The sequence below is a fragment of the Streptosporangium sp. NPDC050855 genome, assembly GCF_044456585.1.
Taxonomy (GTDB): domain Bacteria; phylum Actinomycetota; class Actinomycetes; order Streptosporangiales; family Streptosporangiaceae; genus Streptosporangium; species Streptosporangium longisporum.
In genome coordinates, this window is record NZ_JBITFY010000018.1 from 57491 (window position 1) to 81624 (window position 24134).

Consider the following 24134-nt stretch of genomic DNA (forward strand, 5'->3'; position numbering starts at 1 on the left):
CCACGCCTGGAGAACCGATCGTTCCGGCTCGAACACCCGGTCGTCACGACCCCCCTCCCACCCCCGCAGGCAGCGACCGCGCACGGAAGGGCACCACGAGGGAAAGGGAGGACGTCATGCCGAGCAACAGGGCCGTCTCGTACCAGGGGCCGGGCAAGGTGACGGTGGAGACCATCGACTACCCGGAGTTCGAGCTCAAGGACGGGCCCGGGGTGAACCCGGCCAACGTGGGACGCAAGGTCCCGCACGGCGCGATCGTCAAGACGGTCGCGACGAACATCTGCGGCAGCGACCAGCACATGGTCCGGGGCCGCACCACCGCGCCGCACGGGCTGATCCTCGGCCACGAGATCACCGGCGAGGTCGTCGAGGTCGGCCCGGGGGTGGAGTTCGTCTCGGTGGGCGATCTCGTCTCGGTGCCCTTCAACATCGCCTGCGGCCGCTGCCGCAACTGCAAGGAGGGCAAGACCGGGATCTGCGAGAACGTCAACCCCGACCGGCCCGGCTCGGCGTACGGCTACGTCGACATGGGCGGCTGGGTCGGCGGGCAGGCCCAGTACGTCCTGGTGCCCTACGCCGACTGGAACCTGCTGAAGTTCCCCGACCGGGACCGGGCGATGGAGAAGATCCTCGATCTGACCATGCTCACCGACATCTTCCCGACCGGTTTCCACGGCTGTGTCACCGCCGGGGTGAAGCCGGGATCGACCGTCTACATCGCGGGTGCCGGACCGGTCGGGCTGGCCGCGGCCGTCTCGGCGTTCCTGCTGGGGGCCGCCGCGGTGATCGTCGGTGACCTGAACAAGGAGCGCCTGGAGCAGGCCCGCAGCTTCGGCTGCGAGACCGTGGACGTGTCCCAGGGGGAGCCCCAGGACCAGATCGAGCAGATCCTCGGCGAGCCGGAGGTCGACTGCGCCGTCGACGCCGTCGGTTTCGAGGCGCGCGGTCACGGCGCCGGATCCGGCGAGGAGCAGCCCGCCGCGGTGCTCAACTCGCTCATGCAGGTCACCCGCGCCGGCGGGGCGCTCGGCATTCCCGGCCTGTACGTGACCGGCGACCCCGGGGCCCACGACGAGGCGTCCAAGCAGGGGTCGCTCTCCCTGCGGCTCGGCCTGGGCTGGGCCAAGTCGCTCTCCTTCACCACCGGCCAGACCCCGGTCATGCGCTACAACCGGTGGCTGATGCAGGCGATCCTGCACGACAGGGTGCAGATCGCCAAGGCGGTCAACGCCGTGCCGATCCCGCTGGAGCAGGCGCCCAAGGGGTACGAGGACTTCGACCAGGGCGCGGCGTCCAAGTTCGTCCTCGACCCGAACGGGATGCTCGGCACGGCCGCCTGACCGGCCCGCCGCGGAGACGCTCCGCCTGATCGAAGGTATATACGCCGCAAAAATGGTAAGAGCCTGTTCAAAAGCAGGTCGCGGTCATGACCGTAATCGAGCGAGAACAGGGAGCGAGCATGAGTGAGGCGAGCAACGTCTGGCGGCTGGACGTCGATGGGCAGGAACGCGACATCGAGGTCGAGCACAGCACCATGACCGGCAAGATCGTGGTGAAGCTCGACGGCCAGGTCGTGGAGGAGAGTCGCCTGCTGATGAGCAAGAAGTCCCTGGAGTTCAAGGTGGGCGAGCACGTGGCGCTGGTGGGGGTCGAGTACTCCTACAGCGGCCTCGCCGTCCGGAGCACGCTCCACCTCGACGGCCGCTACGTCGAGCCGCTGAACGACTGAACGACCGTGGGCCCACCGGGGCCGTCGTCCGCCTCCGTCCCCACGACGGACGCCGGGCGACGGCCTCGCTCGTCTCCGGACGACGGCCTCGCTCGTTCTGCGGAGGCCCGGCCTCAGATCGCCTCGACGAACAGCACGGCCTCGCGCTCGCCCATGCCGGTCTCGCCGCGTACCAGGTGGACCGCCTGCTCGGCGCGTCCGGCGGCCTTGAGCGCGCGCACCCGGCTCGCCAGGTCACCGGCCCCGTTCGCGCCGGCGGCGGGCGTGACCATGGGGTTCACCGGCCGGAACCGGGCCATTAGGGGATGACCCCACATGTCGTGCCCCGCGTCCACCGCGTCGGCGACCGCCTTGGCCTCGGCCAGGCCGAGGGAGGTGTGCCGGCGCAGCTCCCTGATCGCCTCGATCTTCTTCCCCTGGCGGGTCAGCCGGGTGACCAGCTCGCGCAGGTCCGCCGGGGCCGGTGCCGCCTTCGCCGACGGCGTCGGCGCCCCGGAGGACCCGCGCGACCCCCTCCTGAGGGTCATCACCAGGCCGACGCAGATCGCGACGATCAGGAGGAGGAGCAGGAGCTCGATCGGTCCCAGATTCGGCATGGCGGCATCGTATGACGTCTCCTGCCGGGCGTACAGATCGCGGACCGGCCTCTCACAGGTCCAGGACCAGGCGCGGTGAGCAGGAGCGGCCGACGCAGATCATCATCGTCCGCCCGGCCTCCCGCTCCTCGGCGGTGAGCAGCGAGTCGCGGTGCTCGGGGGTGCCCGCGAGCACCCGCGTCTCGCACGCCCCGCAGTACCCCTTCTCGCAGTCGTACGACAGACCCGGGACGGCCTCGCGGACCGCCTCGATGAGCCGCTGGTCGGGCCGGACCCGCACGGTCCTGCCGGTCCGGGCCAGATGCACGTCGAAGGCGGCGTTGGCCGCCGGGTCGAAGACCGCCTCCAGGTCGTCCCCGGCGCCGAAGCGCTCCACGTGCAGCCGGTCCGAGACGCCCAGCCGCTCGCAGACCCGCTCGACCGCCTCGATCATCCCGGCCGGGCCGCAGCAGTAGATCGCGGTGGACGGGCCCGCCGAGCCCAGGAGGGCGTCCAGGTCGGGCAGGCCGAACTCGTCCTGGGGGACCAGCTCGGCGTTCCCGCCCGCGTACCCGGCCAGCTCGTCGCGGAAGGCCATGGTGGCGCGGGAGCGCCCGCCGTACAGGACGCGGAACGCGCCGCCCCGCCGGGCCACGGCCCGCGCCATGGCCAGGATCGGCGTGACGCCGATGCCCCCGGCGACGAACAGGTAGTCGTCGGCGGGCACCAGCGGGAAGTGGTTGCGCGGTCCCCGCACGCCGACGACGACGCCCTCGCGGGCGATCTCGTGCACCTCGGCGGAACCGCCCCGGCCGTTCTCCTCGCGCAGCACCGCCACCCGGTAGCGGTCCCGTTCGGCCGGGTCCCCGCACAGGGAGTACTGCCGGACGCGTCCCGAGGGCAGCCGGAACTCCAGGTGCGCGCCGGGCTCCCAGGAGGGCAGGTCCCCGCCGCCGGCCCTGGTCAGGGTCAGCGCCAGCACGCCGTCGGCGACCGGTTCGGCCCCGGCGACGACGACCTCGAAGGAGAGGGCCTGCCCGAAGGGCGACGCCGCGGACCGTGTGCCGGAGCCGAGCCGGGGCCCCGGCGGGAAGACGGCGGGGATCGCGTCCCAGCCGGACTGGTTGCCCCGGGTGGGATAGGCGACGAGCCCCTCCTCCAGGACCCGGAAACCGGGCAGCCGGGTCAGCACCTGGGTGATCATCTCGCGGAACATGGCGCGCGCCAGGTGCGCCCCGGCGCAGCGGTGCGTGCCGATGCCGAAGCTCAGGTGCCGGGCGGCGTCCCGGTCCAGGCGCACCTCGGCCGGGTCGGGGAAGACGGCCGGGTCGTGGTTGGCGGCCACCCACGGGATCAGCACGCGCTCACCGGCCCGTACCGGGCAGCCGCCGATCTCGGTGTCGGCGCGCGCGGTGCGCGCCATGGACTGCGAGGGGGCGAACGCCCGCAGGAACTCCTCGGTCGCCGAGTCGAGCAGGTCGGGCGAGTCGATCAGGCGCCGGAGCTGGCCGGGGTGGCGGCTCAGGTGCACCAGCACCGAGCCGGTCAGCGAGGTGGTGGTGTCCACGCCGCCCGCGATGAGCAGCCCGATCACCGAGACCAGCTCGTCCTCGCCGTACGGGAGGCCGTCGGGGCCGGTCTGCGCGGCCAGGACGCTGGTCGCGTCCGAGGTGGGCTCGGCCCGGCGCTCCCGGATGATCTCGCGGATCCGCCGTTCCATGTAGGCCAGGCCCTCGGCGCCCCGGCGGGCCCGGTCGCTGTCGGCGGGCGCGGCGAAGATGTCGTGGATCGGGCCCGCCAGCCGGGCCCAGTCCTGTTCGGGGAAGCCCAGCCAGTCCAGGGTGACCGCCGCGGGCAGCGGGTTGGTCAGGTCGCGGACGAGGTCGGCCGAGCCGTGCTCGATGAACGCGTCGACGACGCGCGTCGCGTGACGGGCGATCATCGGCCGGAGCGACTCGACGGCGTCCGGGGTGAGCAGCGGGTTGATCAGGTCGCGGTACCCGGTGGACTCCGGAGGGTCCAGCTCGATCGGGTACTGCTCCAGGCCGGGGCCGCTGGGGATGACGATCGCGACCCGGTCGACGCCCGAGGAGGCCCGGGAGGAGGAGAAGGTGTCGTCGTCGCGGGCGATCCTGGCCACGTCGGCGTAACGGGTGGTGTAGACGAATCCGCCGTGGGCCTCGGTCCTGCCGACCGGGCACTGTTCGCGGAAGGACCGGTAGTAGTCGACCGGATCGGCGGTGCAGGCCGCGGAGTGGTGGTCGAACTCAGTCTGCTGGGTCATGGCGCACAGGCCCCATATCCATACGAACGATGCGCGGTGTTGCCCAGCCGCGCCACTGGGTGTCTGGGTCCGGGAAGTCTAACCCGGTGCGGATCACGAGACAATGTCTCGCATGTCGCGGCGACATCACGCCCCCGCGAACAAGGACACCGAGGTCAGAAGGTCAGGACGGCCTTGGCGGTCCTGCCGGCGCGCAGATCGGCGATCGCGTCACCGATCCGCTCGAAGGGGTAGGGGGTCATCATCCGGTCGACCGGGAAGCGGCCCGCGGCGTACAGGTCCAGCAGCCGGGGCAGGAAGACCTGCGGCAGGCTGGAGCCGGCGATGATGCCGGTGACGGTGCGGCCGTTGAGGACGCTGCGCCAGTCGAGGCTGATGTCCTGGCTGGGGCCCACGCCGATCACGCCGCACCGGCCGAGCGGGGCCAGTGCCTCCACGGCGGTGCGCAGCACCTCCTGGCGGCCGGTGGTGTCGACGGTGAACCCGAACCCGTGGGGCGCGATCTCGCGCAGTGCCGTGGCCGGGTCGCCGGCGGAGGAGTCGATCGTGTGCGTGGCCCCGTAGGAGCGGGCCGCCTCCAGCTTGGCCGGGTTGACGTCGACCGCGGCCACGACCGAGCAGCCGCTGAGGGAGGCCGCGATGATCGCCGCCACGCCCACCGCGCCGGCCCCGAAGACGGCGATGGAGGAGCCGGGCCCGGGGCGCAGCACGTTGAACACCCCGCCCGCGCCGGTCTGGACGCCGCAGCCGAACGGGCCGATGCGGGTCAGGTCCAGGCTCGCGTCCACCGGCACGACGGCCCGCTCGGGCGCCACGACGTGGGTGGCGAAGGAGGACTGCCCCAGGAAGTGGCCGTTGACCGGCGCGCCGTCCAGCGAGAGCGCCGAGGAGCCGTCGGCCCGGTGTCCGCCGAAGTTGAGGGCGTCGAAGTCGCGGCAGTAGGCCGGGGAGCCGGTCAGGCAGGCCGGGCAGGCCCCGCAGGAGGTGAAGCTCATCGCCACGTGGTCACCGGGGGAGACCGACGTGACCCGTGAGCCGACCCGCTCGACGATCCCGGCGCCCTCGTGGCCCAGCACGGCCGGGGTGGGGAAGAAGCCTGCGAACTCCAGGTCGGTGCCGCAGACGCCGGTGGCGACCACGCGCACCAGCACCTCGTCGGGCCTGGGCTCGGCCAGGTCGACGTCCCGGAGGACGAAGGGGCCCCCGGCGGTCTCCAGAACGGCGGCGGTGATGCGCACGGATCCCCCAACTGTTTTCATAAAATGAGATGGCATCTTGACATGCAGAACGGAAGGGGTCAAGGATTCCAACCATGGCCGAACTCTTCATCCCTCCCGCCCAGCAGCTGATCGACGGCGAGTGGACGGCGGCCCGGGACTCCGGGGAACTGCCCGTCGTCGACCCCGCCACCGGCCGGACCATCCAGACGGTGGCCCGCGCCGGCGCCGGCGACGTCGACGACGCCGTCGCGGCGGCCCGGCGGGCCTTCCCCGGCTGGGCCGCGACCTCGGCCTCCGAGCGCGGCAGGCTGCTGCGCCGCTGGTCGGAGCTGATCGGCGAGCACGTGGAGGAGCTGGCCCGGCTGGAGGCCAGGGACGTCGGCAAGCCGCTGTCGGGCGGGCGGACGAACGTCTTCATCGCCCAGGGCATCGTGGAGTACTTCGCCGGCGCCGCCGACAAGCTCACCGGTGTCACGCTGCCCACCCGGACCCCCGACTACCTCGGATACACCCTGCAGGAGCCGTACGGCGTCTGCGCGGTCATCATCCCCTGGAACGTTCCCGCGGTGCTCACCGCGGCCAACGTGGCGCCGGCCCTGGCCGCGGGCAACACGGTGGTGCTCAAGCCGTCGGAGGTGGCCCCGCTGGCGCCGTTCGCCCTCGCCGAGCTGGCCCGCAGGGCCGGGTTCCCTCCCGGCGTGCTCAACGTGCTCGCCGGGATCGGCGCCGACACCGGCGCCGCGCTCACCTCCCACCCTGGCGTGGACCACATCAGCTTCGTCGGCTCCACGACCACCGGCCGCGCGATCATGCGGGCCGCGGCCGAGAACCTCGTCCCGGTCAAGCTGGAGCTGGGCGGCAAGTCGCCCAACGTGCTGTTCGCCGACGCCGACCTCGACGTCGCGATCCCGGCGATCGTGGGCTCCATCACCGAGAACGCCGGGCAGAACTGTTACGCGGGCTCCAGACTTCTGGTGGAGTCCTCCGTCGCCGGCGAGGTCGTGGAACGGGTGGCCGAGCTGATGAAGGCCGTCCGGATCGGCCCCTGGGACGCCGATCTCGACATGGGGCCCCTGGTCAACGAGGCGCAGTACCGCCGGGTGCTCGGCTTCCTGGAGAGCGCCCCGGCCGAGGGGGCCCGCCTGGTCACCGGGGGCGGCCCGGCCGCCGAGGGGGAGGGGGGCGGCTGGTTCGTCGAGCCCTCGCTCTTCGACGGCGTGGACCCGCGCTCCCGGCTGTCCCGGCAGGAGGTCTTCGGGCCGGTGCTGGCGGTCCAGGAGTTCTCCGGCGACCGGCAGGCGCTGGAGATGATGAACGACACCGACTTCGGGCTGCTCGCCTGCATCTGGACCGGCGACGTCTCCCGGGCGCTGCGCCTGGCCCAACAGGTGCGCTCCGGCCAGGTGTCGGTCAACCAGTTCGCCGACGCCGGGGTCATCGGCTTCCCCTTCAACATGCAGCGGGACAGCGGGTTCAGCCGGGGCGGCGGGTACGCGGCGATGCGGGAGTACACCCAGGAGAAGGCGGTCGCCGTCCGCCTGCTCGACCGGACGCCCCCGCGGTGAGGTGCCCCTCCGGGGCGGACGCCCCCGTCGTGAGGCGTCCTCCCCGGCCGGGCGCTCCCGTCGTGAGGCCTTCTTCCCGGCCGGACGTCCCCGCGGTGAGGCGCCCCTCCGGGGCGGGCGCTCGCGTGACGGCGCATCCCCCGGCCGGATTCCCCCGCGCCGAAGCACCCCCCCGACCCCCTCATCATGGGACGGGAGCGTTCCAACCTGCGGATATTTAGTGTGAGCGACGCTCGTGTAACAAGCGTGTGACGCGCGGGGCTCTTGGCTCCGGAGGCATTGACAGGCCCCCGGAGCGGGGGCAGAGTACGACGCATTGCGACCCAGAATCACAATGCGAGACGCCATCGTGAATTACGATCGCTTGGAGGGGTAGCGTGCGAGCACTGGTCCAGACGGCCTTCGGCGGTCCGGAGGCGGTGAGCGTCCAGCGGGTCGCCGACCCCGAGCCCGGCCCGCTCGACGTGGTCGTCCAGGTCGGCGGCTGCGCCCTGAACCGGCTCGACATGCTCCAGCGCCGCGGCCCCGGAGTGCTGCCCGGCTTCAGCCTCCCGCACATCGCGGGCATGGACATCGCCGGAAGGGTGGCGGCGACCGGGAGCGCGGTCACCACCTTGCGGACCGGCGACCGGGTCGTGGTCGACCCCACGGTGGGCTGCGGCGCCTGCCCGCACTGCCTGGCCGGCGACAGCGGCCACTGCGCCTCGCTGCGGGTGATCGGCGGGAACGTCCCGGGCGGCTACGCCGAGTTCGTGGCGGTCCCCGCCCACCTGGCGCACCCGGTGCCCGATCACGTCGACCTGGACGAGGCCGCCTGTCTGCCCACGCCGTGGAGCACCGCCTGGCACGCCGTGCACGCCGTCGCCGAGGTGGGCGCCGGCGACCTCGTGGTGATCCAGGGAGCCGCGGGCTCGGTGAGCATCGCCGCCGTCCAGCTGGCCAGGCGGGCCGGTGCCCGGGTGGTGGCGGTGGCCGGCAGCGACGAGAAGCTCGCGGTGGCGGCCGGGCTCGGCGCCGAGCTGCTGGTGCGCAACGACGAGCCGCTGGCCGACGCCGTCCGCGAGCACACCGGCGGCCGGGGCGCCGACGTCGTCCTGGACCACGTGGGCGCCGCCACCTGGCGGCGGTCCCTGGACTGCCTGCGGATCGGCGGCCGGCTGGTGACGTTCGGCAACACCGGCGGCGACCAGGTCTCGCTCTCCCTGGCCGAGATCTACCACCGCGGGATCCGCCTGCTGGGCGCCGGCGCGTACACCCCCGCCGACTTCTCCGCCATGCTCGGCGCCTACTTCGCCGGTGGCCTGCGCACCGTGCGCGCCGCCGAGTGCGGCCTGGAGGAGCTGTACGAGACCTTCGACCTGGAGCGCTCGCGCGACCTGGTCGGCAGGGTGCTGGTGCGGCCGTGACCGGGCCGCGCGCGTACCCGGGCCCCCGGCCGGACGGCCCCGGCACCCCGCACGGCCCCGGCACCCCGGACGGTTCCGGCACTCAGCACGGTTCCGGCACCCCGCACGGCTCCGGCGCTCAGCACGGCCCCGGCATCCCGGACGGCCCGGGAACCCCGAGCGGGACCGCCGCCGACCTGCTGATCGTCGGGGGGGACGTGGTGACGATGTCGCCGCGCCGCGAGGTGGTCACCGGCGCCACCGTCGCCGTCGCCGCGGGGCGCATCGCCGCGATCGGCCCCGCCGCCGTGCTGCGGGAGGCGTTCCCCGGCACCCCCGAGCTGGACGCGACCGGCTGCGTCGTCATCCCCGGCCTGGTCAACGCCCACCAGCACGTCACCGCCGACCCGCTGGTCCGCAGCATGATCCCGGACGACATCGGCTCCCAGGAGTCCATCTTCGACTGGATCGTCCCGCTGCACGGCAAGGTCACCGGCGACGACGACGAGCTGTCGGCCACCCTGACCGCCGCCGAGTCGCTGCTGCTCGGGGTCACCACCCTGCTGGAGCCGGGCACGGTCGCCCACCCGCTGCGGGTCGCCGCGGGCCTGCGCTCGGCCGGTGTCCGCGCCCGGGTCGGCCGCTGGGGCTGGGACGTGCCCGGCGCCGTGCACGCGCTGCCCGCCGCCGAGACCCTGGCCCTGCAGGAGGAGACCGTACGGGCGCTGCCGCCCGGCGGGACCGTCACCGGCTGGGTCACCCTGGTCGGCCACGACCTGGCGAGCGACGAGCTGTTCACCGGCGCCGCCGAGCTGGCCGCGCGGCTGGGGGTCGGTCTGACCTGGCACATCTCGCCGGGAGAGGCCGACGTCCACGCCTACGCCCGCCGGGCCGGGACCCGGCCGGTGCTGCACCTGCGCGACCTCGGGGTGCTGGGCCCCGACCTGGTCCTCGGCCACGCCGTCTGGCTGGACGACGCCGAGCTCGACGCCCTCGTCGAGACGCGGACCGCGGTGGCCTCCTGCCCCGGGGCGTACCTGCGCCTGGGCCAGGGCTACGCCCGCGCCGGCCGGCACGCCGAGCTGGTCCACCGCGGCGGCAGGCTCGCCCTGGGGTGCGACTCGCACAACGCCGGGGACGTCCCGGACCTGCTGGGCGCCGCCCGGTTGCTGGCCGCGCTGGAGCGCGACCGCGACACCCGTCCGGTCCTCGGCGCCGGCCGGGCGTTCGCGCTGGCCACGATCGACGGGGCCGCCGCGGTCGGGCTGGGGGACCTGGTCGGCTCGATCGAGGTCGGCAAGGCCGCAGACCTCGTGGTGATGGACGCCCGCGACCCCGCCTGGATCCCCCGCGGGGACCTCGCCACCCACCTCGTCTGGGGCGCGCCCAGCCACACCGTCCGCGACGTCCTCGTCGACGGCCGGGTGGTCGTGCGCGACGGCCGGATCACCACCGTCGACCTCGACGACCTGGCCGGGCAGGCGCGGGAACGTTCCGCCGCGCTGCTCGCCCGGACCGGCATCGAGGTCCCGCACCGCTGGCGGACCGTGCCCGCGGAGGAACACGTCCAGGGAGTACGCGGATGATCATCGACCTCGCCGGCCGGACGCCGGCGCAGAAGCAGGGGCTGCTCTCCCAGCTCGTGGTACCGCGTCCGATCGCGATGATCACGACGCTGGACGCGCAGGGCGGCGTGAACGTCGCCCCGTTCAGCTACTACATGCCGATCTGCGGCGAGCCCCCGCTCGTCGCGGTCACCATCGGCACGGTCAGGGAGGCGACCGACGAGCCCAAGGACAGCTGGGTGAACCTCAGCGCCTCGGGCGAGTTCGTCATCAACGTCACCACCACGGCCCTGGCCGAGCACATCGAGACGGTGGCCAGGGAGTACCCGGCCGGCGTGGACGAGGCCGGCCTCGTCGGCTGGCGGACCGTGCCGTCACAGGTCGTGGCGCCGCCCTCGCTGGCCGACAGCCCCGCCCACCTGGAGTGCCGGGTGCGCGAGGTCATCGACCGGGGCGACCCTTCCTCCTGCTTCTCGGGGGTGCACATCGTGCTCGCCGAGGTGGTCTGCATCACCGCGGACGAGTCGATCATGTCCTCCCCCGGCCGGATCGACCCGACCAGGGTGCACGCCGTCGGGCGGATGGGCTTCCCCTGGTTCGTCGCGGCGACCGAGGAGACGGTCTTCCACCAGGAGCGCGTCGCCTACGCCGACCTGCGCTCCGGCGACGAGGAGGTGCTCGCCTGACCCGCCTCGCGGGCGGGGGAGGGGCTCGGCAAAGCCCGGACCCCCGCCGGCGACCAAGATTCGTCCCCCCTTGCGCGCCGTCGGGCGGCGCGCGTGCATCAGATCGAGAGGATCGTCATGGCCGCATACTATCGAAGGGGCCGGTCCACGGCCGCACTGACCGCCTGTCTCGGCGCGCTGGCGCTGGCCGGCTGCGCGAGCAACGACGCCACGGCACCGGCCCCGGCCGCAGCCCCGAGCGACGCGGGCGCCAAGACCGACGGCGGCACCGTGCTCGCGGGCCAGCCCGACGTCAACGGTGACGGCAAGGTCGTCATCGGGGTGCTGAGCCCCGGTGACATCAACGACAAGGGCTACTACCAGAGCTTCGTCGACACCGCGCAGGAGTTCGCCACCGCGCAGGGCTGGACGATCATCAAGCGCGGCAGCGTCAACACCAGCGAGGCGCTCAACGCCGCGCGGGCGCTGTGCCAGCAGAAGGTCGACATGGTCGCGCTGGGAGCCTCGGAGCTGCGGGACGCGATCCCGGCCTCGGAGGAGCCGGTCTGCGCGAAGACCGCCTGGTACGTGCCCTCGTCCGACAACATCCCGCAGACCCCGAAGATCGTGCTCTCCACCGACGAGGCGGACCAGAGCATGCTCGCCGCAGGGTACGCGGCCGGCCTGATCATGAAGGACGCGGGCCACACCAAGGCCGGCTTCGTCACCGGCCCCGAGGCCGACTTCACCACCGGCGCGGCCGCCGCGTTCAAGGCGGGCATCAAGCTGGTGGTCCCGGACGGCACCGTGGTGACGACCTACACCGGCGACCTCAACGACTCGGCCAAGGCCAAGGAGGCCACCCAGGCCCAGATCAGCCAGGGCGTCAAGGTCATCTACCCCTACCTGGGCGGCGCCACCGACGCCTCGGCGGAGCTGGCCAACAGCAAGAAGGTGCTCACCCTCACCCCGGGCACCGACCGCTGCGCCTCCACCAGGCCGACCTTCGACATCTCGGTGCTGTTCAGCCCCGGCGACTACTTCAGGGCCGCCCTGGAGGACTTCTCCGAGGCCAAGCTGCAGATGGGCGTGGAGAAGGTCTGGACGCTCGGCGTCGACCCCTTCCCCACCGTGAAGATCTGCAAGCCCACCCCCGAGCAGAAGGAGAAGCTGGACACCTTCATCGCCGACGTGGGCAGCAAGAAGATCGACACCAAGGCGGAAGTGAAGAGGCTCGGTTCCTGAGATGACGGACGACGAACGGGCGAGGGGGCTCACCCCGCCATCGGCGCCCGCGCTGCGGCTGCGGGGAATCAGCAAGAGCTACGGCCCGGTCGTCGCCTGCGACGCCGTGGACCTCGCCGTGCACCAGGGCGAGATCCACGGCCTGCTCGGGGAGAACGGGGCCGGCAAGTCGACGCTCATGAAGATCCTGCTGGGCCTGGTCCACCGGGACGCCGGGAGCATCCTGCACCACGACGGGCCCGTGGACATCACCAGCCCGCAGGAGGCCGTGGCGCTCGGCATCGGCATGGTGCACCAGCACTTCAGCCTGATCGACCCGCTGACGGTCTGGGAGAACGTCATCCTGGGCGACACCGGGAGGATCGACAGGGCCGCCGCCTGCGAGCAGGTCCGGGAGGTCTCCGCCCGCTACGGCCTGCCGATCGACCCGACGGCCAGGGTCGCGCGGCTCTCGGCCGGGGAGCGCCAGCGGGTCGAGCTCATCAAGTGCCTGCGCCGCGACCCCTCGGTGCTGATCCTGGACGAGCCGACGTCGGTGCTGACCCAGGCGGAGTCGGCGGAGCTGTTCGGCGTGCTGCGCCGGGTGGTCCGCTCGGAGAACCGCGCGGTCATCCTGATCAGCCACAAGCTGGCGGAGATCACCGCGGCCACCGACCGGGTGACCGTGCTGCGCAGGGGCAGGGTCGTCTTCCACAGCGCCACCGCCGAGACCGGCCCGCAGGAGCTGGCCAGGCGGATGGTCGGCAGGGAGGTCTCCCTGGGCGCCGAGGCCGCGGCGCTGGGCCTGCTGCCGGTCGAGACCCCCGGGGACGTACGGCCGGAGCCGTCCGGGACCGCGGAACAGGAGGCGCCCGCGCTGCGGCTGCGCGACCTGACCGTCACCCTCGACGGCGTGCGGGTGCTGTCGGACCTCAGCCTGGACGTGGCACCCGGTGAGATCGTCGGCCTGTACGGGGTCGAGGGCAACGGCCAGGCCACCCTGGGCGACCTGCTGTCGGGGCTGCTGCCCCCGGACTCGGGCTCGGTCGAGGTCTCCGGCGTCCCGGTCGACCTGAACCGCCCGGGCGCGCTGCACGCGGCCGGGCTGGGCATCGTGCCGGAGGACCGGCACAGCTCGGGCGTGGTGCTGGACATGAGCGTCGCCGACAACCTGGTCATGAAGTCCCTGGACGCGGTCAGCGGCCGGGGCTTCCTCAGCCGCAGGAAGGCGCACGCCGTCGCCCGCCGCCTGGTGGCCGAGTTCAACATCGTCACCCCGTCGGTGGACGCGCCGGTGCGCAGCCTGTCGGGCGGCAACCAGCAGCGGGTCGTGCTGGCCCGCGAGCTGTCGGCCCATCCGGCCGTCCTGGTCGCGGCGCAGCCCACCCACGGGCTGGACGTGGGAGCCATCGAGGACATGTACGTGCGACTGCGCGACGTCGCGTCGAAAGGGGTGGCCGTGCTGCTGATATCCACCGAGCTGGAGGAGGTCATGGCCCTGGCCTCGCGGATCGCGGTCATCTCCTCGGGACGGATCACCGGGGTGCTCCCCACCGGGCAGGCCACGGCCGAGCGGCTCGGGATGCTGGTGGGCGGGGTGGCCGCGTGAACGAAGCCCGTACCCTCGTTCCGGACGCCTCCGGCCGCCGTCTGCTCACCCTCCTCACCCCCGGGCCGGTCGGCCGCCAGACCGCCCTGGCCACCGCCTTCGCCGTGGTCGTGGCGCTGGCCCTGTCCTCGCTGCTGATCGCCGCGACCGGCGGGTCCCCGCTCGCCTCGGTGCAGGCCCTCTTCCAGGGCAGCATGGCCGACTGGACGGCCTGGACCTCCACGCTGCTGTACGCGGCACCGCTGCTGCTCGTCGCCGTCGGCGCGTGCGTCAGCGCCCGGTCGGGCGTGTTCAACATCGGCCAGGAGGGCCAGGTCCTCGTCGGCGCCCTGTTCGGCGCCTGGGTGGGGCTGCGCCTGGCGCTCCCCGGCCCGCTGCTGCTGGTGGTCGTGCTGGTCACCGCCGCGCTGGCCGGAGGCGCCTGGGCCGCCCTCAGCGCGCTGATGTACCGCTTCCGCGGGGTCAACATCGTCGTCAGCACACTGCTGATGATCTTCATCGCCCAGCAGCTCGTCGCGTTCTCGGTGAACACCTCCTGGCTGCTGCAGGAGTCACGGGTCGGCGACGCGGTCGTCTCCCCGCAGTCCAACCCGCTGCCCGCGAACGCGCTGCTCGTCTCCATGGGGGAGTACCCGAACCTCCAGCTCAACGGCGGGCTGGTGCTCGCGCTGGTCGGCGCCGTGGTGGTCGCGGTGGCGATCGCCCGCACCCGGTGGGGCTTCCGGCTCACCATGCTCGGGCTCAACCCGCTCACCGCCCGGCACGCCGGGGTGCGCGTCGACGCGCTGGGCGGGGTGGCACTGGCCATCTCCGGCGCCTTCGCCGGCCTGGCCGGGGCCGTGCTGCTGGCCAGCCCGGTGGGCGTGCACCGGCTGCAGCCGGGCGTCGCGATGAACATCGGCTGGGACGGCCTGCTGGTCGCCCTGGTCGCGCGCAACCGCCCGCTGCTGACCATCCCCGTCGCCCTGCTGTTCGGCGTGCTGCGCTCCGGCGGCGGCTTCCTGGCCGCGACCGGCGTGCCCCCCTTCCTGGTGGACGTGGTCAAGGCCCTGCTCGTGCTGGCCTTCGTCGCCCCGCCCGTCGTCGTCGCCGCCCTTCGACGCAGGCGGTCCGGACTCCGTACCGCGCGCGCCGAGCAGCGGCCCGCGCCCGTCGCAGAGGGGGCCGCCCTGTGATCGCCACAGAGGACATCTCCACCATCCTGTCCAGCGGGATCCGGCTCACCGTGCCGCTGGCCTTCGCCGCGTGCGGGGAGTACCTCGCCGAGCGGGCCGGTGCCATGAACATCTCCCTCGAGGCGATGATGCTGAGCGCCGCGTTCGGCTCGATCGCCGTGGCCAGCGCGACCGGCAGCGCCACCGCCGGGCTGGTGGCCGGAGTGGTGATCGGCCTGGGGATCGGCCTCGTGCACGGCAACCTCTCGCACCGGCTGGCGATCAACACCTTCGTGGTCGGCCTGGTGCTCAACGCCCTCGTGCTCGGGCTGACCAGCTACCTGATCACGATCAGCTCCTTCGACTCCCACCAGGTCGCGCAGGTCAGCATCCCCTGGCTGCGCGACATCCCGCTGATCGGGCAGCCCCTGTTCGTGGAGCGCTGGCCGGTGTACCTGCTGATCGTGATCATCCCGCTGACCTGGTGGCTGGTCGAACGCAGCAGGTGGGGCCTGGAACTGCGGGCGGTCGGGGAACAGCCGCAGGCGGCCGACGTCACCGGCATCCGGGTGAACCTGCGCCGCCGCCAGGCGCTGCTGTGGTGCGGCGCGCTGGCCGGGCTCGGCGGCGCGTACCTGGCGGTGGGCGAGGTCGGCTCGTTCAACCAGAACATGACCGCGGGGCGCGGGTACATCGTCATCGCAGCGGTGATCTTCGGTGCCTGGCGGCTGGGCCGGACCCTGCTCGGCTGCGCGCTGTTCGGCCTGGCCGACGCCATGCGCCTGGCGCTGCCCGCGCTGGGCCTGACGCTCAACTCCCAGCTGCTGGTGGTGGCCCCCTACCTGCTGGCCCTGCTGGCGATGCTGATCTTCGCCAACCAGCACCGCGAACCCAGGGCACTGGGCCAGCCCTTCGAACGAGGTTCCACCTGACGGCACATATATGGACTTTCTCGGTCATACAGGTATGAATAGAACAAATGGAGGAACCATGAGTGATCTCACCCAGGCTCGCTGGACGCACGTCGCGCTGCCCACCGGCGACCTCGACAAGGCCATCGCGTTCTACACCTCGCTGACCCCCCTGGTGGTGGTCGAGCGGTTCCGGGACGCCGACGGCGAGAGCGCCTGGCTCTCCAACGACAAGCAGGCCGAGACCCCGATGGTCCTGGTCCTGGTCTCGTTCAACAAGGACAAGGGCGGGCAGCTGGGGCTGCTGACGCCGTTCGCGCACCTGGGCATCGAGGTGCCCGAGCGCGCCGACGTGGACGGCATCGCCGACCGGGCGCGCGAGCTGGGCTGCCTGCACTGGGAGCCGCGCGACATGCCCGACCCGGTCGGCTACATCTGCGCGCTCAAGGACCCCGACGGCAACGTCGTCGAGATCTCCCACAACCAGCAGGTCTTCAACACGGTACGCAGGCTGTGGGCGACCCCCTCCTGAACGCCGGCCCCGACGCCGGCCTCACCCGGGCCGCGGTCCTCGGGTACGTCGAGGCGCTCAACGCGCACGACGCCGACGCGATCGCGGCCCGGGTGAGCGAGGACTTCGTCAACGAGCACACCTCGGCGATGGGGCGCGACGTCACCGGCAGGGCGAACTACCGCGCCAACCTCACGGTCTTCCTGGCCGACTTCGCGGACCTGCGCTACGACGTCGAGGACCTCGTGGTCGAGGACGACCGGGCGGCCCTGGCGTACCTGATGTCGTTCCGGCCCGCCGTGCCCGGGGCCGGGACGGTGCGGGTGCGCGGGGTGTTCCGGTTCCGGGTCGGCCCCGACGGCCTGATCGCCCACCGCGTCGACTACTGGGACAGCGGCGAGGTGCGGCGGCAGCTCGACCCCTCGGCCTGAGAAGGCCCGATGCCCACCGGCCGGCACGGAGACGGCCCGGTGGGCTCCGGCCGCCGCGGAGGAGCGTCATCCCGCCGGACGGCACGGGTGTCCACCGGACGACACCGAAAAGGCCGGCGGGGAAGTCCCCGCCGGCCTTTCGTGTGCACTTTCGGGTCAGTTGCCCCAGTCCATGTTGGGCACGACCGCCTCGGTGATCCTGAAGTTGCCGCCGGGCAGCGGCTGCGCCGCCTCCTCGCCGCGCTCCTTCACCACGTTCTTGCCGAACCCCTCCACCAGCGGGCGGCCCACGTCGCGCTTGAGCCACAGGCGCAGCAGGTGCCTGCGGCGCTCGGGCTCGGGCCAGTCGACGTAACCGGTGCGCGAGTGCAGGGCGGCGTAGTTCAGCAGCCACTGGACGTCACCGGGCTGGAAGTCCATGTCCAGCGCGAGCCCCGGCTCCTGGGTGATCTCGTCGTACAGGTGCAGCAGCTCGACCTGGGCGTCGGTCAGCTGCGGCACGCCGGGGTACTTCTGCGCGGAGAAGATCATCGAGCTGCCCGCGTAGGTGCTGAAGGTCCCCTCGACGTAGCTGCAGATCGGGGAGACGTAGGTGTCGGCGGGGGCGTCGGGGTCCTGGCCCCGCCAGTCCCAGTGCCACGGCTCGAAGAGCAGGGGCGCCAGGTCGGGGCGGCGGCGCAGGATCTCGTTGTAGATCGTCGTGCCGCTCACCAGGCTGCTGGAGCCGCCCTCCTTGGACGCGCGCAGGCACATCAGCGCGACCACGTCGGAGCTGTCGGAGTGGAAGGGCAGCCGGTCGCGCACCCGCGACGGCAGCGCGCCCGCGTCGTCGAGCGTCTTGTTGGAGGTGGCGATGACGTGGTCGAGCACGTCGCCGAGCTGGTTCTGCTCCATCGGCGTGCCCAGGTGCAGGCCCATCAGGAAGAAGATCGCGCCGGCCAGCGTGTCGCCGTACTCGTCGGTGCGCAGGCCCCGCACCAGCACGAAGCCGCGGCCGGAGTCCATCTGCCGCGCGCACTCGTCGATCATGGCGTGGGAGACCGAGAGCGGGTAGCTCCCGGCGGACACGGTCCGCAGGTCGGGGTCGTCCTCGACGAACCGGCGGCCCACGGCCTCCAGCTCCTCGCGCTCGGCGTCGCTGAGAACGTAGATCCACTCGGTGGATCCGGCCAGCTCGTCGCCGCGCCAGGCGGAGGGTCCGGTGATGGGGGACATGGAGATGTCTGTGGTCATGGTCGATGCGCTCCGAATGCTCGGGGTCGTCTCAGGAAGGGCCCGCCTGGGCGGTGCGTGATTCCGGCCGGAGACGGCGGGAGAGGTCGCGCGGACGTCCGCGCGGCGGCACCCGCCGCCGCGCCGGAGTCAGAAGGGGGTCTGCGGATCCCCGGCGGCGGTACCTGGGCGCAGGCCCTTGCGCGGCGGGTCGACCCGCATCGAGTCCCCGCGGCCGGACAGGACGGACCCGGAGCCTGGCACGGCTTCCTGGGTCATGGCGTTCTCCTGCGGCTCGTGGTTGTCCCACCACGCTAGACCGCGCCTGACATTCCGTCAATAGAGACGCTGTCTCGCGCTACGTTACGACCGGGTGTCGTCGGGGGCCTCGCCCGCGGACGCGCCGGAGGTCGCGGCGTCGCCGGCGGGGCCGTCGGAGGACGAGGACGTCAGGGAGGCCGGGGCGTCGTCGCGCACGTCGTCACTGACGTCACTGACGTCACGGGCTTCGCGGGCGTCGCCGGGGGGCGGGTCCGCGGCCTGGGCGGCGCGCCGTGCCCGTCGCCCGCGCGCGATCTCGGTGCCCAGGGCGTCGAGACGCTGGGTCCAGAAGTGCCGGTAGCGGTCGAGCCAGAGGTCCACCTCCCGCAGCGGGGCGGGATCGACGGCGTACAGGCGCCGGGTGCCCTGGGCGCGCACGGTGGTGAACCCGTTCTCGCGCAGGACGCGCAGGTGCTGCGAGACGCCGGGCTGGGAGATCCCGAACTCCTCCTGCACCACGGCGCTGATCTCGCCTGCCGCCCGCTCACCGTCGGCGAGCAACTCCAGGATCCGGCGCCGGACCGGATCGCCGAGAACGTCGAGCGCGTGCATGGCCTCACTGCCTGAAGTGTCGGCTCGCGAGGGGGACTCCGAGCCGGGCGGATCCGACGCGATCGACCCTACTGCGGCCCCGGGCCGGGGCGGTGCCGTCCGGGAGCGCCACGCGGACTACCATCACCGATGTGGACAAGCGTGAACTGGGCAGGACCGGAAGGCACATCGGCGTCGTCGGACTCGGCGCCTGGCAGCTGGGGGCCGACTGGGGTGAGGTCGGCGAGGACGAGGCGCTGGCCACCCTCGGCGCCGCGGTGGACGCGGGGGTGACCTTCGTCGACACCGCCGACGTGTACGGCGACGGGCGCAGCGAGCAGCTCGTCGCGCGGCTGATCAAGGACAGGCCCGGCCTGACCGTGGCCACCAAGATGGGCCGCCGCGTCGCCCAGGAGCCCTCGGCCTACACCCTGGACAACTTCCGGGCCTGGACCGACCGCTCCCGCGCCAACCTCGGCGTCGACACCCTCGACCTGGTGCAGCTGCACTGCCCCCCGACCCCGGTCTACTCCTCCGACGAGGTCTTCGACGCCCTCGACACGCTGGTCCAGGAGGGCCGGGTGGCCTCCTACGGGGTGAGCGTGGAGACCTGCGCCGAGGCGCTGACCGCCATCGCCCGGCCGGGCGTGGCCACCGTGCAGATCATCCTCAACGCCTTCCGGCTCAAGCCGCTGGAGAAGGTGCTCCCCGCAGCCGTGGAGGCCGGGGTCGGCATCATCGCCCGCGTCCCGCTGGCCAGCGGCCTGCTGTCGGGCAAGTACGACGAGTCCACCGTCTTCGCCGCCGACGACCACCGCACCTACAACCGGCACGGCGAGTCCTTCGACGTCGGCGAGACCTTCTCCGGGGTCGACTTCGCCACCGGCCTGGAGGCGGTGCGCCGCCTGGCGCCCCTGGTGCCGCCCGGCATGACCATGGCGCAGTTCGCACTGCGCTGGATCATCGACCAGCCCGGCGTCTCGGTGGTCATCCCCGGCGCCCGCAACCCGGAGCAGGCCCGCGCCAACGCGGCCGCCGCCGAGGCCGTCCCGCTGCCCGAGGCCACCCTCCGGGGCGTACGGGAGATCTACGACGAGCTGATCCGCCCGCAGGTCCACGACCGCTGGTGACCGCGGGACCGGGCGGCCCGCGCTCCGCGGACCGCCCGGCCGTGCCCGTCGGCCGTGCCCGTCAGTCGAACAGGGCCCGGCGCAGCGCGACCACCCGCTCCGCGGCGGCCCGGCGGCTGATCTCCGCCTCCGGGACCAGCCCCTCGAAGCCGTGGAAGGCCCCCGGGTAGAGGTGGAACTCGGTGGAGACGCCCGCCTGCGCCAGCCGCAGGGCGTACTCGGCGCACTCGTCCCTGAACACCTCCAGCTCGCCGACGTCGACGTAGGCCGGCGGCAGGCCCGACAGGTCGGCCGCCCTGGCCGGGGCCGCGTACACCGAGACGTCCTCGCCACCGGCCCGCTCGCCCAGCAGCGCCTTCCAGCCCAGCAGGTTCGCGGCCCGGTTCCACACGACGGCGTCGGTGAACTCCCTGCTGGACGGGGTGACGTTGCGGTCGTCCAGCATCGGGCAGATCAGCAGCTGGAACGCCACGGCCGGGCCGCCCCGGTCACGGGCCAGCAGCACGGTCCCCGCGGCGAGGCCACCCCCGGCGCTGATCCCCCCGACCGCGATGCGCGCCGGGTCGATGCCGAGCTCGGCGGCGTTCTTGGCGGTCCACACCAGCCCGGCGTAGCAGTCCTCGACCGGTGCGGGGTCCGGATGCTCGGGGGCCAGACGGTAGTTCACCGAGACGACCGCGCACCCCAGCGCGACGACGTACTCGGTGAGGACCGGGTCCTCCATCTCGACCTGGCCGAAGATCATGCCGCCGCCGTGGATCCAGTACAGGGCGGGGATCGTCCCGGTAGGGGAGGCCGGGCGGTAGATCCGCAGCCGGACGTCGGGGTCGCCGTCGGGGCCGGGGACCGTCCGGTCCTCGATCGTCACCCGCTCGTCCCGCGGGAGCGGCTCCATGGCGGCGAGCGCCTCGCTCATCTGCAGGCGCATTCCGGGCAGGTCCTCCACCCGCACCGAGCCGAGGTCGAGAGCGGGCAGCCTGCCCTCCCGTACGGCGGCGGCGAGGCCGGGATCGAGGTTCCGGTGAAGTGTCATATCGCCTCTCTTCGTCGAGAACGGCGGGCCCGCTCACGATGGGTCTTCCTCAGATCATGGGCGAGCCGCCGTCCCGTCACAAATTCAGCCCCCGGTCACCCCGTCGTTCACGGTGCCCCCGCCGTCCGCGCCGACCCGGTCCTCCGCGTCGTTCACGGTGCCCCGGTCGTCCGCGCCGGCCCGGTCCTCCGCGGTGCCCTCGCCGTCCGCGCCGACCTTGCCGCCGGCGGTGACCTCCGGAGCGGGGGCCGGTTCGACGAGGGGGAACGAGTGGTGCTCGTGGGCGACGACCCACCTGCCCTGCCGCCTGCGCAGGCCCAGCGTCAGCCGCAGGCGTGCCCGCGGCTCCTCGGTGAGCCGCTCCTTCTCGCCGCAGCGCACCAGGGCGTGGGCGAAGGCGACGTCGTCACCGGCGGTGACGTCCAGCGTCTCGATCTCGAACACGCCCTTCTGCGTCTGCCACCGCAGGAAGGACGGCCAGGTCTCGCGGTAGGCGTCGATGCCGCGCACGCCCTCGTACGGGGGCGGCACGTCGAACATCACGATGTCGTCGTCGTGGTCGGCGAGGACGCCGTCGAGGTCGCCGTCGTCGACCGCCTCGGCCCATCGCCGGATCAGGGTGCGGATCTGCTCGTCATCGGTCGTCATCGGTCGGTACGGTCCTTCCGGGTCGCCGTCATCGGTCAGGACTACAACCCGGGCGGCTCCCGGAAATCATCGCGGACCACGGACCGGGATCCGCCGTGCCGTTCGTCCACCCCGTTCGTCCACCCCGTTCGTCCACCCCGTTCGTCCGGCCCGTTCGTCCGGCCCGCCTCACTTCCCGGTCCGGCGATCGGGACGGGTCAGGGCGTTGTGGCCCCGGGCCACGATGACGTCCACCGCCTTGAGGTCCCCGAGGTCCTGCGCGGTCGCCAGCGCCTCCTTGGCGGCGTCGTAGCAGTCCAGGGCCCGGTTCCAGTCGATCGCGTCCCCGCCACCCCCGTCGGCCAGGCGGTCGATCTTCTCGCCGAGCCGCGTCACGTTCTCCTCCTGGACCCCCCGGGCCTCCTCGAAGCGGACCGCCTGCTCGGCCGTCTCGGCCTTGGTGAGCCTCACCCGGCGCCGGGCGCGCGCGACCGTCTTGAACACCACCCAGAGGACCACCAGTCCCGTCACGGACAGGAAGACCACCCAGCCGAACGCCATCCTGCTGGACGACCCCGACAGGTCGGCGCCCTCGGCGCCGCCGGTGTCCAGGCCGGTGACCTCGGCGCCCGCGAAGACGGCTCCCCGCAGCTCGGTGAACCCCGCGTCGGCGCCGCTCAGCGTCGCCCCCCGGAAGACCGCGTCGCGGAACTCGCCGCTGGACAGGTCGGCCCGCTCCATCCTGGCGCCGGTGAAGTCGGCCCGGTCGGCCCTGGCGCTGCCGAACTCGGTGTCGCGCAGGTCGGCGCCGCCCAGCCGGGCCCCGGTCAGGTCGGCGCTGCCGAACGACGCCCCCGACAGCTCCGCCTTCGCGAGGTTCGCCCCGGCGAGCTTGGCGCTGCCGAAGCGGGCCCCGGACATGCGGGCCCCGCTCAGGTCGGCGCCCATGAGCTCGGCGCTGCCGAAGTTGGCGTGCTCCAGCAGGGCGCCGCGCAGGTCGGCCCCCTTGGCGTAGCGGATCGTGGCCCCGGTGGCCACGATGTCACGCAGGATCGCCCGGTCCAGCTTGACCGAGCCCAGGTCGACCCCCTCCAGCCTGGCGCCGGTCAGGTCGGCGCAGCTCAGGTCGCGGGGGAACTCGGCGACCTTGGTGAGGTCCCAGCCCGCGAACCGCGGCCCGCTGCCCGGCTCGCACGCCGGGTCGGGGGCCGGCAGGGTCTTGGGCATGCCCTTGCTGCCCTCCAGCCGCGCCCCCGTGACGTCGCCGAGGTCGGCCCCGCCGAGGTCGGCGCCCTTGAACGTCGCGCCGTTCATCGCCGACTGGCGCAGTTGCGTGCCGCGCAGGTCGGCGTCCCGGAACACGGCCCGCAGCAGCGTGGCGCCGTACATGCGGGCCTTGGCCGCCTTGAGACCGGTGAGGTCGGCCCGGCGCATGTCCGCGCCGTAGACGTCGGCGTCGCTCAGGTCGACGCCCACCAGTTTCGCGTCGTCGAACTGGGCGCCGTAGGTCTTGGCGCGCACCATCGTGGCGCCGCTCAGGTCGGCCTCCTCGAAGTGGGCGCCGTACGGCAGGGAGTCGTCCATGACCGCCCCGCGCAGGTCGGCGCCGCGCAGGTTCGCGTAGTACAGCTCGGCCTCGGTCAGGTCGGCCTTGCCCAGCCTGGCCCCGGCCATCTCGGCATGCCCGAGCCGGGTGCCCTTGAGCGAGGCGCCCCGCAGGTCGGCCCTGGTCAGCACGCTGCGCACGACCGCCCCGTCCAGCCGGGCCCCTCGCAGGTCGGCGCAGGACAGGTCGGCGGGCAGCGTGGCCCGGGTGAGGTTCCTGCCGGCCAGCCTGGGGCCGCTGCCCGGCCTGCACGGCGCCCCGGCGCCCGCGGACCGGGTGGCGGGCGCGCCCTGGGCGGCGGGGGCCGCGGGGCCGCCCGCGTGGACGGCGGTGTGAGCGACGCGGACGGCACCGGCCGCGTCCGAGGTCCGCAGCGGGGACGCGGGCCCGGAGGGCAGGGCCGCGAACAGGATCATCGCACCGGCGAGCAGGGGGGCAGGGCTGGGCATGTCTCTCTCACTGTCTCCCCCCGGGACGGGCGTACCCGGCCGGCGGGGGAGAGGCGGCGCCGGGCGGGTGGTTCGCTGACGGGTCGGTACGGACGGCTCCTCGCGGGGAATCGCCCGACGACCATACGGGAACGGGACCTTTTCTAGGGGGGCCCGGTTGCGGGCCGCTTGCGAACCGCCTGCCGATCACCTGACGGCCGCCTCCGCAGGACCCGTCCGCGCGTCACGCAGACGGCCCGGGACCCGCGCGGGAAGGGCCCGCGGACCTGCATCCCCGGCCCCGCCGGGCCTTCGGCCGGATCCGTCCGGTCGTCGGCCGCCCCCGCCCCTCGTCCTCGCCCCCCGTCCACGGCCGTCGCCGCCGAGACGGGGTGTCCATGGGCTGAGACGCCTGCTT

General features: G+C 73.2%; 22 protein-coding genes. 13 read left to right on the forward strand and 9 right to left on the reverse strand.

Annotation, left to right across the window (positions count from 1 at the left end; translation table 11 throughout):
- The first annotated feature begins 116 nt into the window (after positions 1 to 116).
- Together fdhA and ACIBCT_RS30530 are read left to right on the forward strand one after the other, a co-directional pair.
- The gene (gene fdhA, locus ACIBCT_RS30525; protein WP_399194423.1) at positions 117 to 1340 is read left to right on the forward strand and encodes a formaldehyde dehydrogenase, glutathione-independent; all 1224 of its coding nucleotides are present in this window, start codon (positions 117 to 119) and stop codon (positions 1338 to 1340) included.
- Positions 1341 to 1459: 119 nt separating this feature from the next.
- Positions 1460 to 1729, forward strand: a complete 270-nt coding sequence (locus tag ACIBCT_RS30530; RefSeq protein WP_344907264.1) for a hypothetical protein — start codon at positions 1460 to 1462, stop codon at positions 1727 to 1729.
- Positions 1730 to 1842: 113 nt separating this feature from the next.
- On the opposite strand, the gene ACIBCT_RS30535 is transcribed toward ACIBCT_RS30530, so the two are convergent.
- The 3 genes from ACIBCT_RS30535 to ACIBCT_RS30545 all read right to left on the reverse strand — a co-directional run bounded on the left by ACIBCT_RS30535 (position 1843) and on the right by ACIBCT_RS30545 (position 5826).
- Positions 1843 to 2325 carry a hypothetical protein gene (locus ACIBCT_RS30535; protein ID WP_399194425.1) on the reverse strand — a complete coding sequence of 161 codons (483 nt, stop codon included), beginning with the start codon at positions 2323 to 2325 and terminating at the stop codon, positions 1843 to 1845.
- A 52-nt stretch (positions 2326 to 2377) separates the two neighbouring features.
- Complete coding sequence (locus tag ACIBCT_RS30540) at positions 2378 to 4588, reverse strand: cytochrome P450 (RefSeq protein ID WP_399194427.1); 2211 nt, start codon at positions 4586 to 4588, stop codon at positions 2378 to 2380.
- A 155-nt stretch (positions 4589 to 4743) separates the two neighbouring features.
- The gene (locus ACIBCT_RS30545) at positions 4744 to 5826 is read right to left on the reverse strand and encodes an NAD(P)-dependent alcohol dehydrogenase (RefSeq protein ID WP_399194429.1); all 1083 of its coding nucleotides are present in this window, start codon (positions 5824 to 5826) and stop codon (positions 4744 to 4746) included.
- A gap of 74 nt (positions 5827 to 5900) precedes the next feature.
- Here ACIBCT_RS30545 and ACIBCT_RS30550 point away from each other — a divergent pair, with 74 nt between their 5' ends.
- From ACIBCT_RS30550 to ACIBCT_RS30595, 10 genes are all read left to right on the forward strand, one after another.
- Positions 5901 to 7373, forward strand: coding sequence for an aldehyde dehydrogenase family protein (locus ACIBCT_RS30550; protein WP_399194431.1), 1473 nt, complete (start codon positions 5901 to 5903; stop codon positions 7371 to 7373).
- A 377-nt stretch (positions 7374 to 7750) separates the two neighbouring features.
- Positions 7751 to 8779: a zinc-binding dehydrogenase gene (locus ACIBCT_RS30555; protein WP_399194433.1), complete on the forward strand. Its 1029-nt coding sequence runs from the start codon at positions 7751 to 7753 to the stop codon at positions 8777 to 8779.
- Positions 8776 to 10344 carry an amidohydrolase family protein gene (locus ACIBCT_RS30560; RefSeq protein WP_399194435.1) on the forward strand — a complete coding sequence of 523 codons (1569 nt, stop codon included), beginning with the start codon at positions 8776 to 8778 and terminating at the stop codon, positions 10342 to 10344. Before ACIBCT_RS30555 ends, ACIBCT_RS30560 begins: the two co-directional genes overlap by 4 nt.
- Positions 10341 to 11009: a flavin reductase family protein gene (locus tag ACIBCT_RS30565; protein ID WP_399194437.1), complete on the forward strand. Its 669-nt coding sequence runs from the start codon at positions 10341 to 10343 to the stop codon at positions 11007 to 11009. Before ACIBCT_RS30560 ends, ACIBCT_RS30565 begins: the two co-directional genes overlap by 4 nt.
- A 117-nt stretch (positions 11010 to 11126) precedes the next feature.
- Positions 11127 to 12233 (forward strand): BMP family ABC transporter substrate-binding protein, encoded by a 1107-nt coding sequence (locus ACIBCT_RS30570; RefSeq protein ID WP_399194439.1) that lies wholly within the window; start codon positions 11127 to 11129, stop codon positions 12231 to 12233.
- Between the two features lies 1 nt (position 12234).
- Positions 12235 to 13821: an ABC transporter ATP-binding protein gene (locus tag ACIBCT_RS30575; protein WP_399194441.1), complete on the forward strand. Its 1587-nt coding sequence runs from the start codon at positions 12235 to 12237 to the stop codon at positions 13819 to 13821.
- A complete protein-coding gene (locus tag ACIBCT_RS30580) occupies positions 13818 to 14996 on the forward strand; it encodes an ABC transporter permease (RefSeq protein ID WP_399194443.1) in 1179 nt (392 codons plus the stop codon). The genes ACIBCT_RS30575 and ACIBCT_RS30580 overlap by 4 nt, the downstream gene beginning before the upstream one ends.
- Positions 14993 to 15907, forward strand: a complete 915-nt coding sequence (locus ACIBCT_RS30585) for an ABC transporter permease (RefSeq protein ID WP_344907232.1) — start codon at positions 14993 to 14995, stop codon at positions 15905 to 15907. The genes ACIBCT_RS30580 and ACIBCT_RS30585 overlap by 4 nt, the downstream gene beginning before the upstream one ends.
- 58 nt (positions 15908 to 15965) lie before the next feature.
- Positions 15966 to 16418, forward strand: coding sequence for a VOC family protein (locus tag ACIBCT_RS30590; RefSeq protein ID WP_399194445.1), 453 nt, complete (start codon positions 15966 to 15968; stop codon positions 16416 to 16418).
- On the forward strand, positions 16400 to 16828 hold the full coding sequence (locus ACIBCT_RS30595) for an ester cyclase (protein WP_399194447.1): 429 nt from the start codon (positions 16400 to 16402) through the stop codon (positions 16826 to 16828). The genes ACIBCT_RS30590 and ACIBCT_RS30595 overlap by 19 nt, the downstream gene beginning before the upstream one ends.
- Before the next feature lie 156 nt (positions 16829 to 16984).
- Here ACIBCT_RS30595 and ACIBCT_RS30600 read toward each other — a convergent pair whose 3' ends face one another.
- The 3 genes from ACIBCT_RS30600 to ACIBCT_RS30610 all read right to left on the reverse strand — a co-directional run bounded on the left by ACIBCT_RS30600 (position 16985) and on the right by ACIBCT_RS30610 (position 18913).
- Positions 16985 to 18061, reverse strand: coding sequence for a TauD/TfdA family dioxygenase (locus tag ACIBCT_RS30600; RefSeq protein WP_399194449.1), 1077 nt, complete (start codon positions 18059 to 18061; stop codon positions 16985 to 16987).
- Positions 18062 to 18190: 129 nt separating this feature from the next.
- A complete protein-coding gene (locus ACIBCT_RS30605; RefSeq protein WP_344907219.1) occupies positions 18191 to 18319 on the reverse strand; it encodes a hypothetical protein in 129 nt (42 codons plus the stop codon).
- Between the two features lie 84 nt (positions 18320 to 18403).
- Positions 18404 to 18913, reverse strand: a complete 510-nt coding sequence (locus ACIBCT_RS30610; RefSeq protein ID WP_399194451.1) for an ArsR/SmtB family transcription factor — start codon at positions 18911 to 18913, stop codon at positions 18404 to 18406.
- A gap of 131 nt (positions 18914 to 19044) precedes the next feature.
- On the opposite strand from ACIBCT_RS30610, the gene ACIBCT_RS30615 reads away from it, so the two are divergent.
- A complete protein-coding gene (locus ACIBCT_RS30615) occupies positions 19045 to 20022 on the forward strand; it encodes an aldo/keto reductase (protein ID WP_399194453.1) in 978 nt (325 codons plus the stop codon).
- A 61-nt stretch (positions 20023 to 20083) separates the two neighbouring features.
- Here ACIBCT_RS30615 and ACIBCT_RS30620 read toward each other — a convergent pair whose 3' ends face one another.
- The 3 genes from ACIBCT_RS30620 to ACIBCT_RS30630 all read right to left on the reverse strand — a co-directional run bounded on the left by ACIBCT_RS30620 (position 20084) and on the right by ACIBCT_RS30630 (position 23737).
- On the reverse strand, positions 20084 to 21055 hold the full coding sequence (locus ACIBCT_RS30620; RefSeq protein ID WP_399194455.1) for an alpha/beta hydrolase: 972 nt from the start codon (positions 21053 to 21055) through the stop codon (positions 20084 to 20086).
- An 84-nt stretch (positions 21056 to 21139) separates the two neighbouring features.
- Complete coding sequence (locus ACIBCT_RS30625) at positions 21140 to 21703, reverse strand: YybH family protein (protein WP_399194457.1); 564 nt, start codon at positions 21701 to 21703, stop codon at positions 21140 to 21142.
- 168 nt (positions 21704 to 21871) lie between these two features.
- Complete coding sequence (locus ACIBCT_RS30630; RefSeq protein ID WP_399194459.1) at positions 21872 to 23737, reverse strand: pentapeptide repeat-containing protein; 1866 nt, start codon at positions 23735 to 23737, stop codon at positions 21872 to 21874.
- Positions 23738 to 24134: the final 397 nt, after the last annotated feature.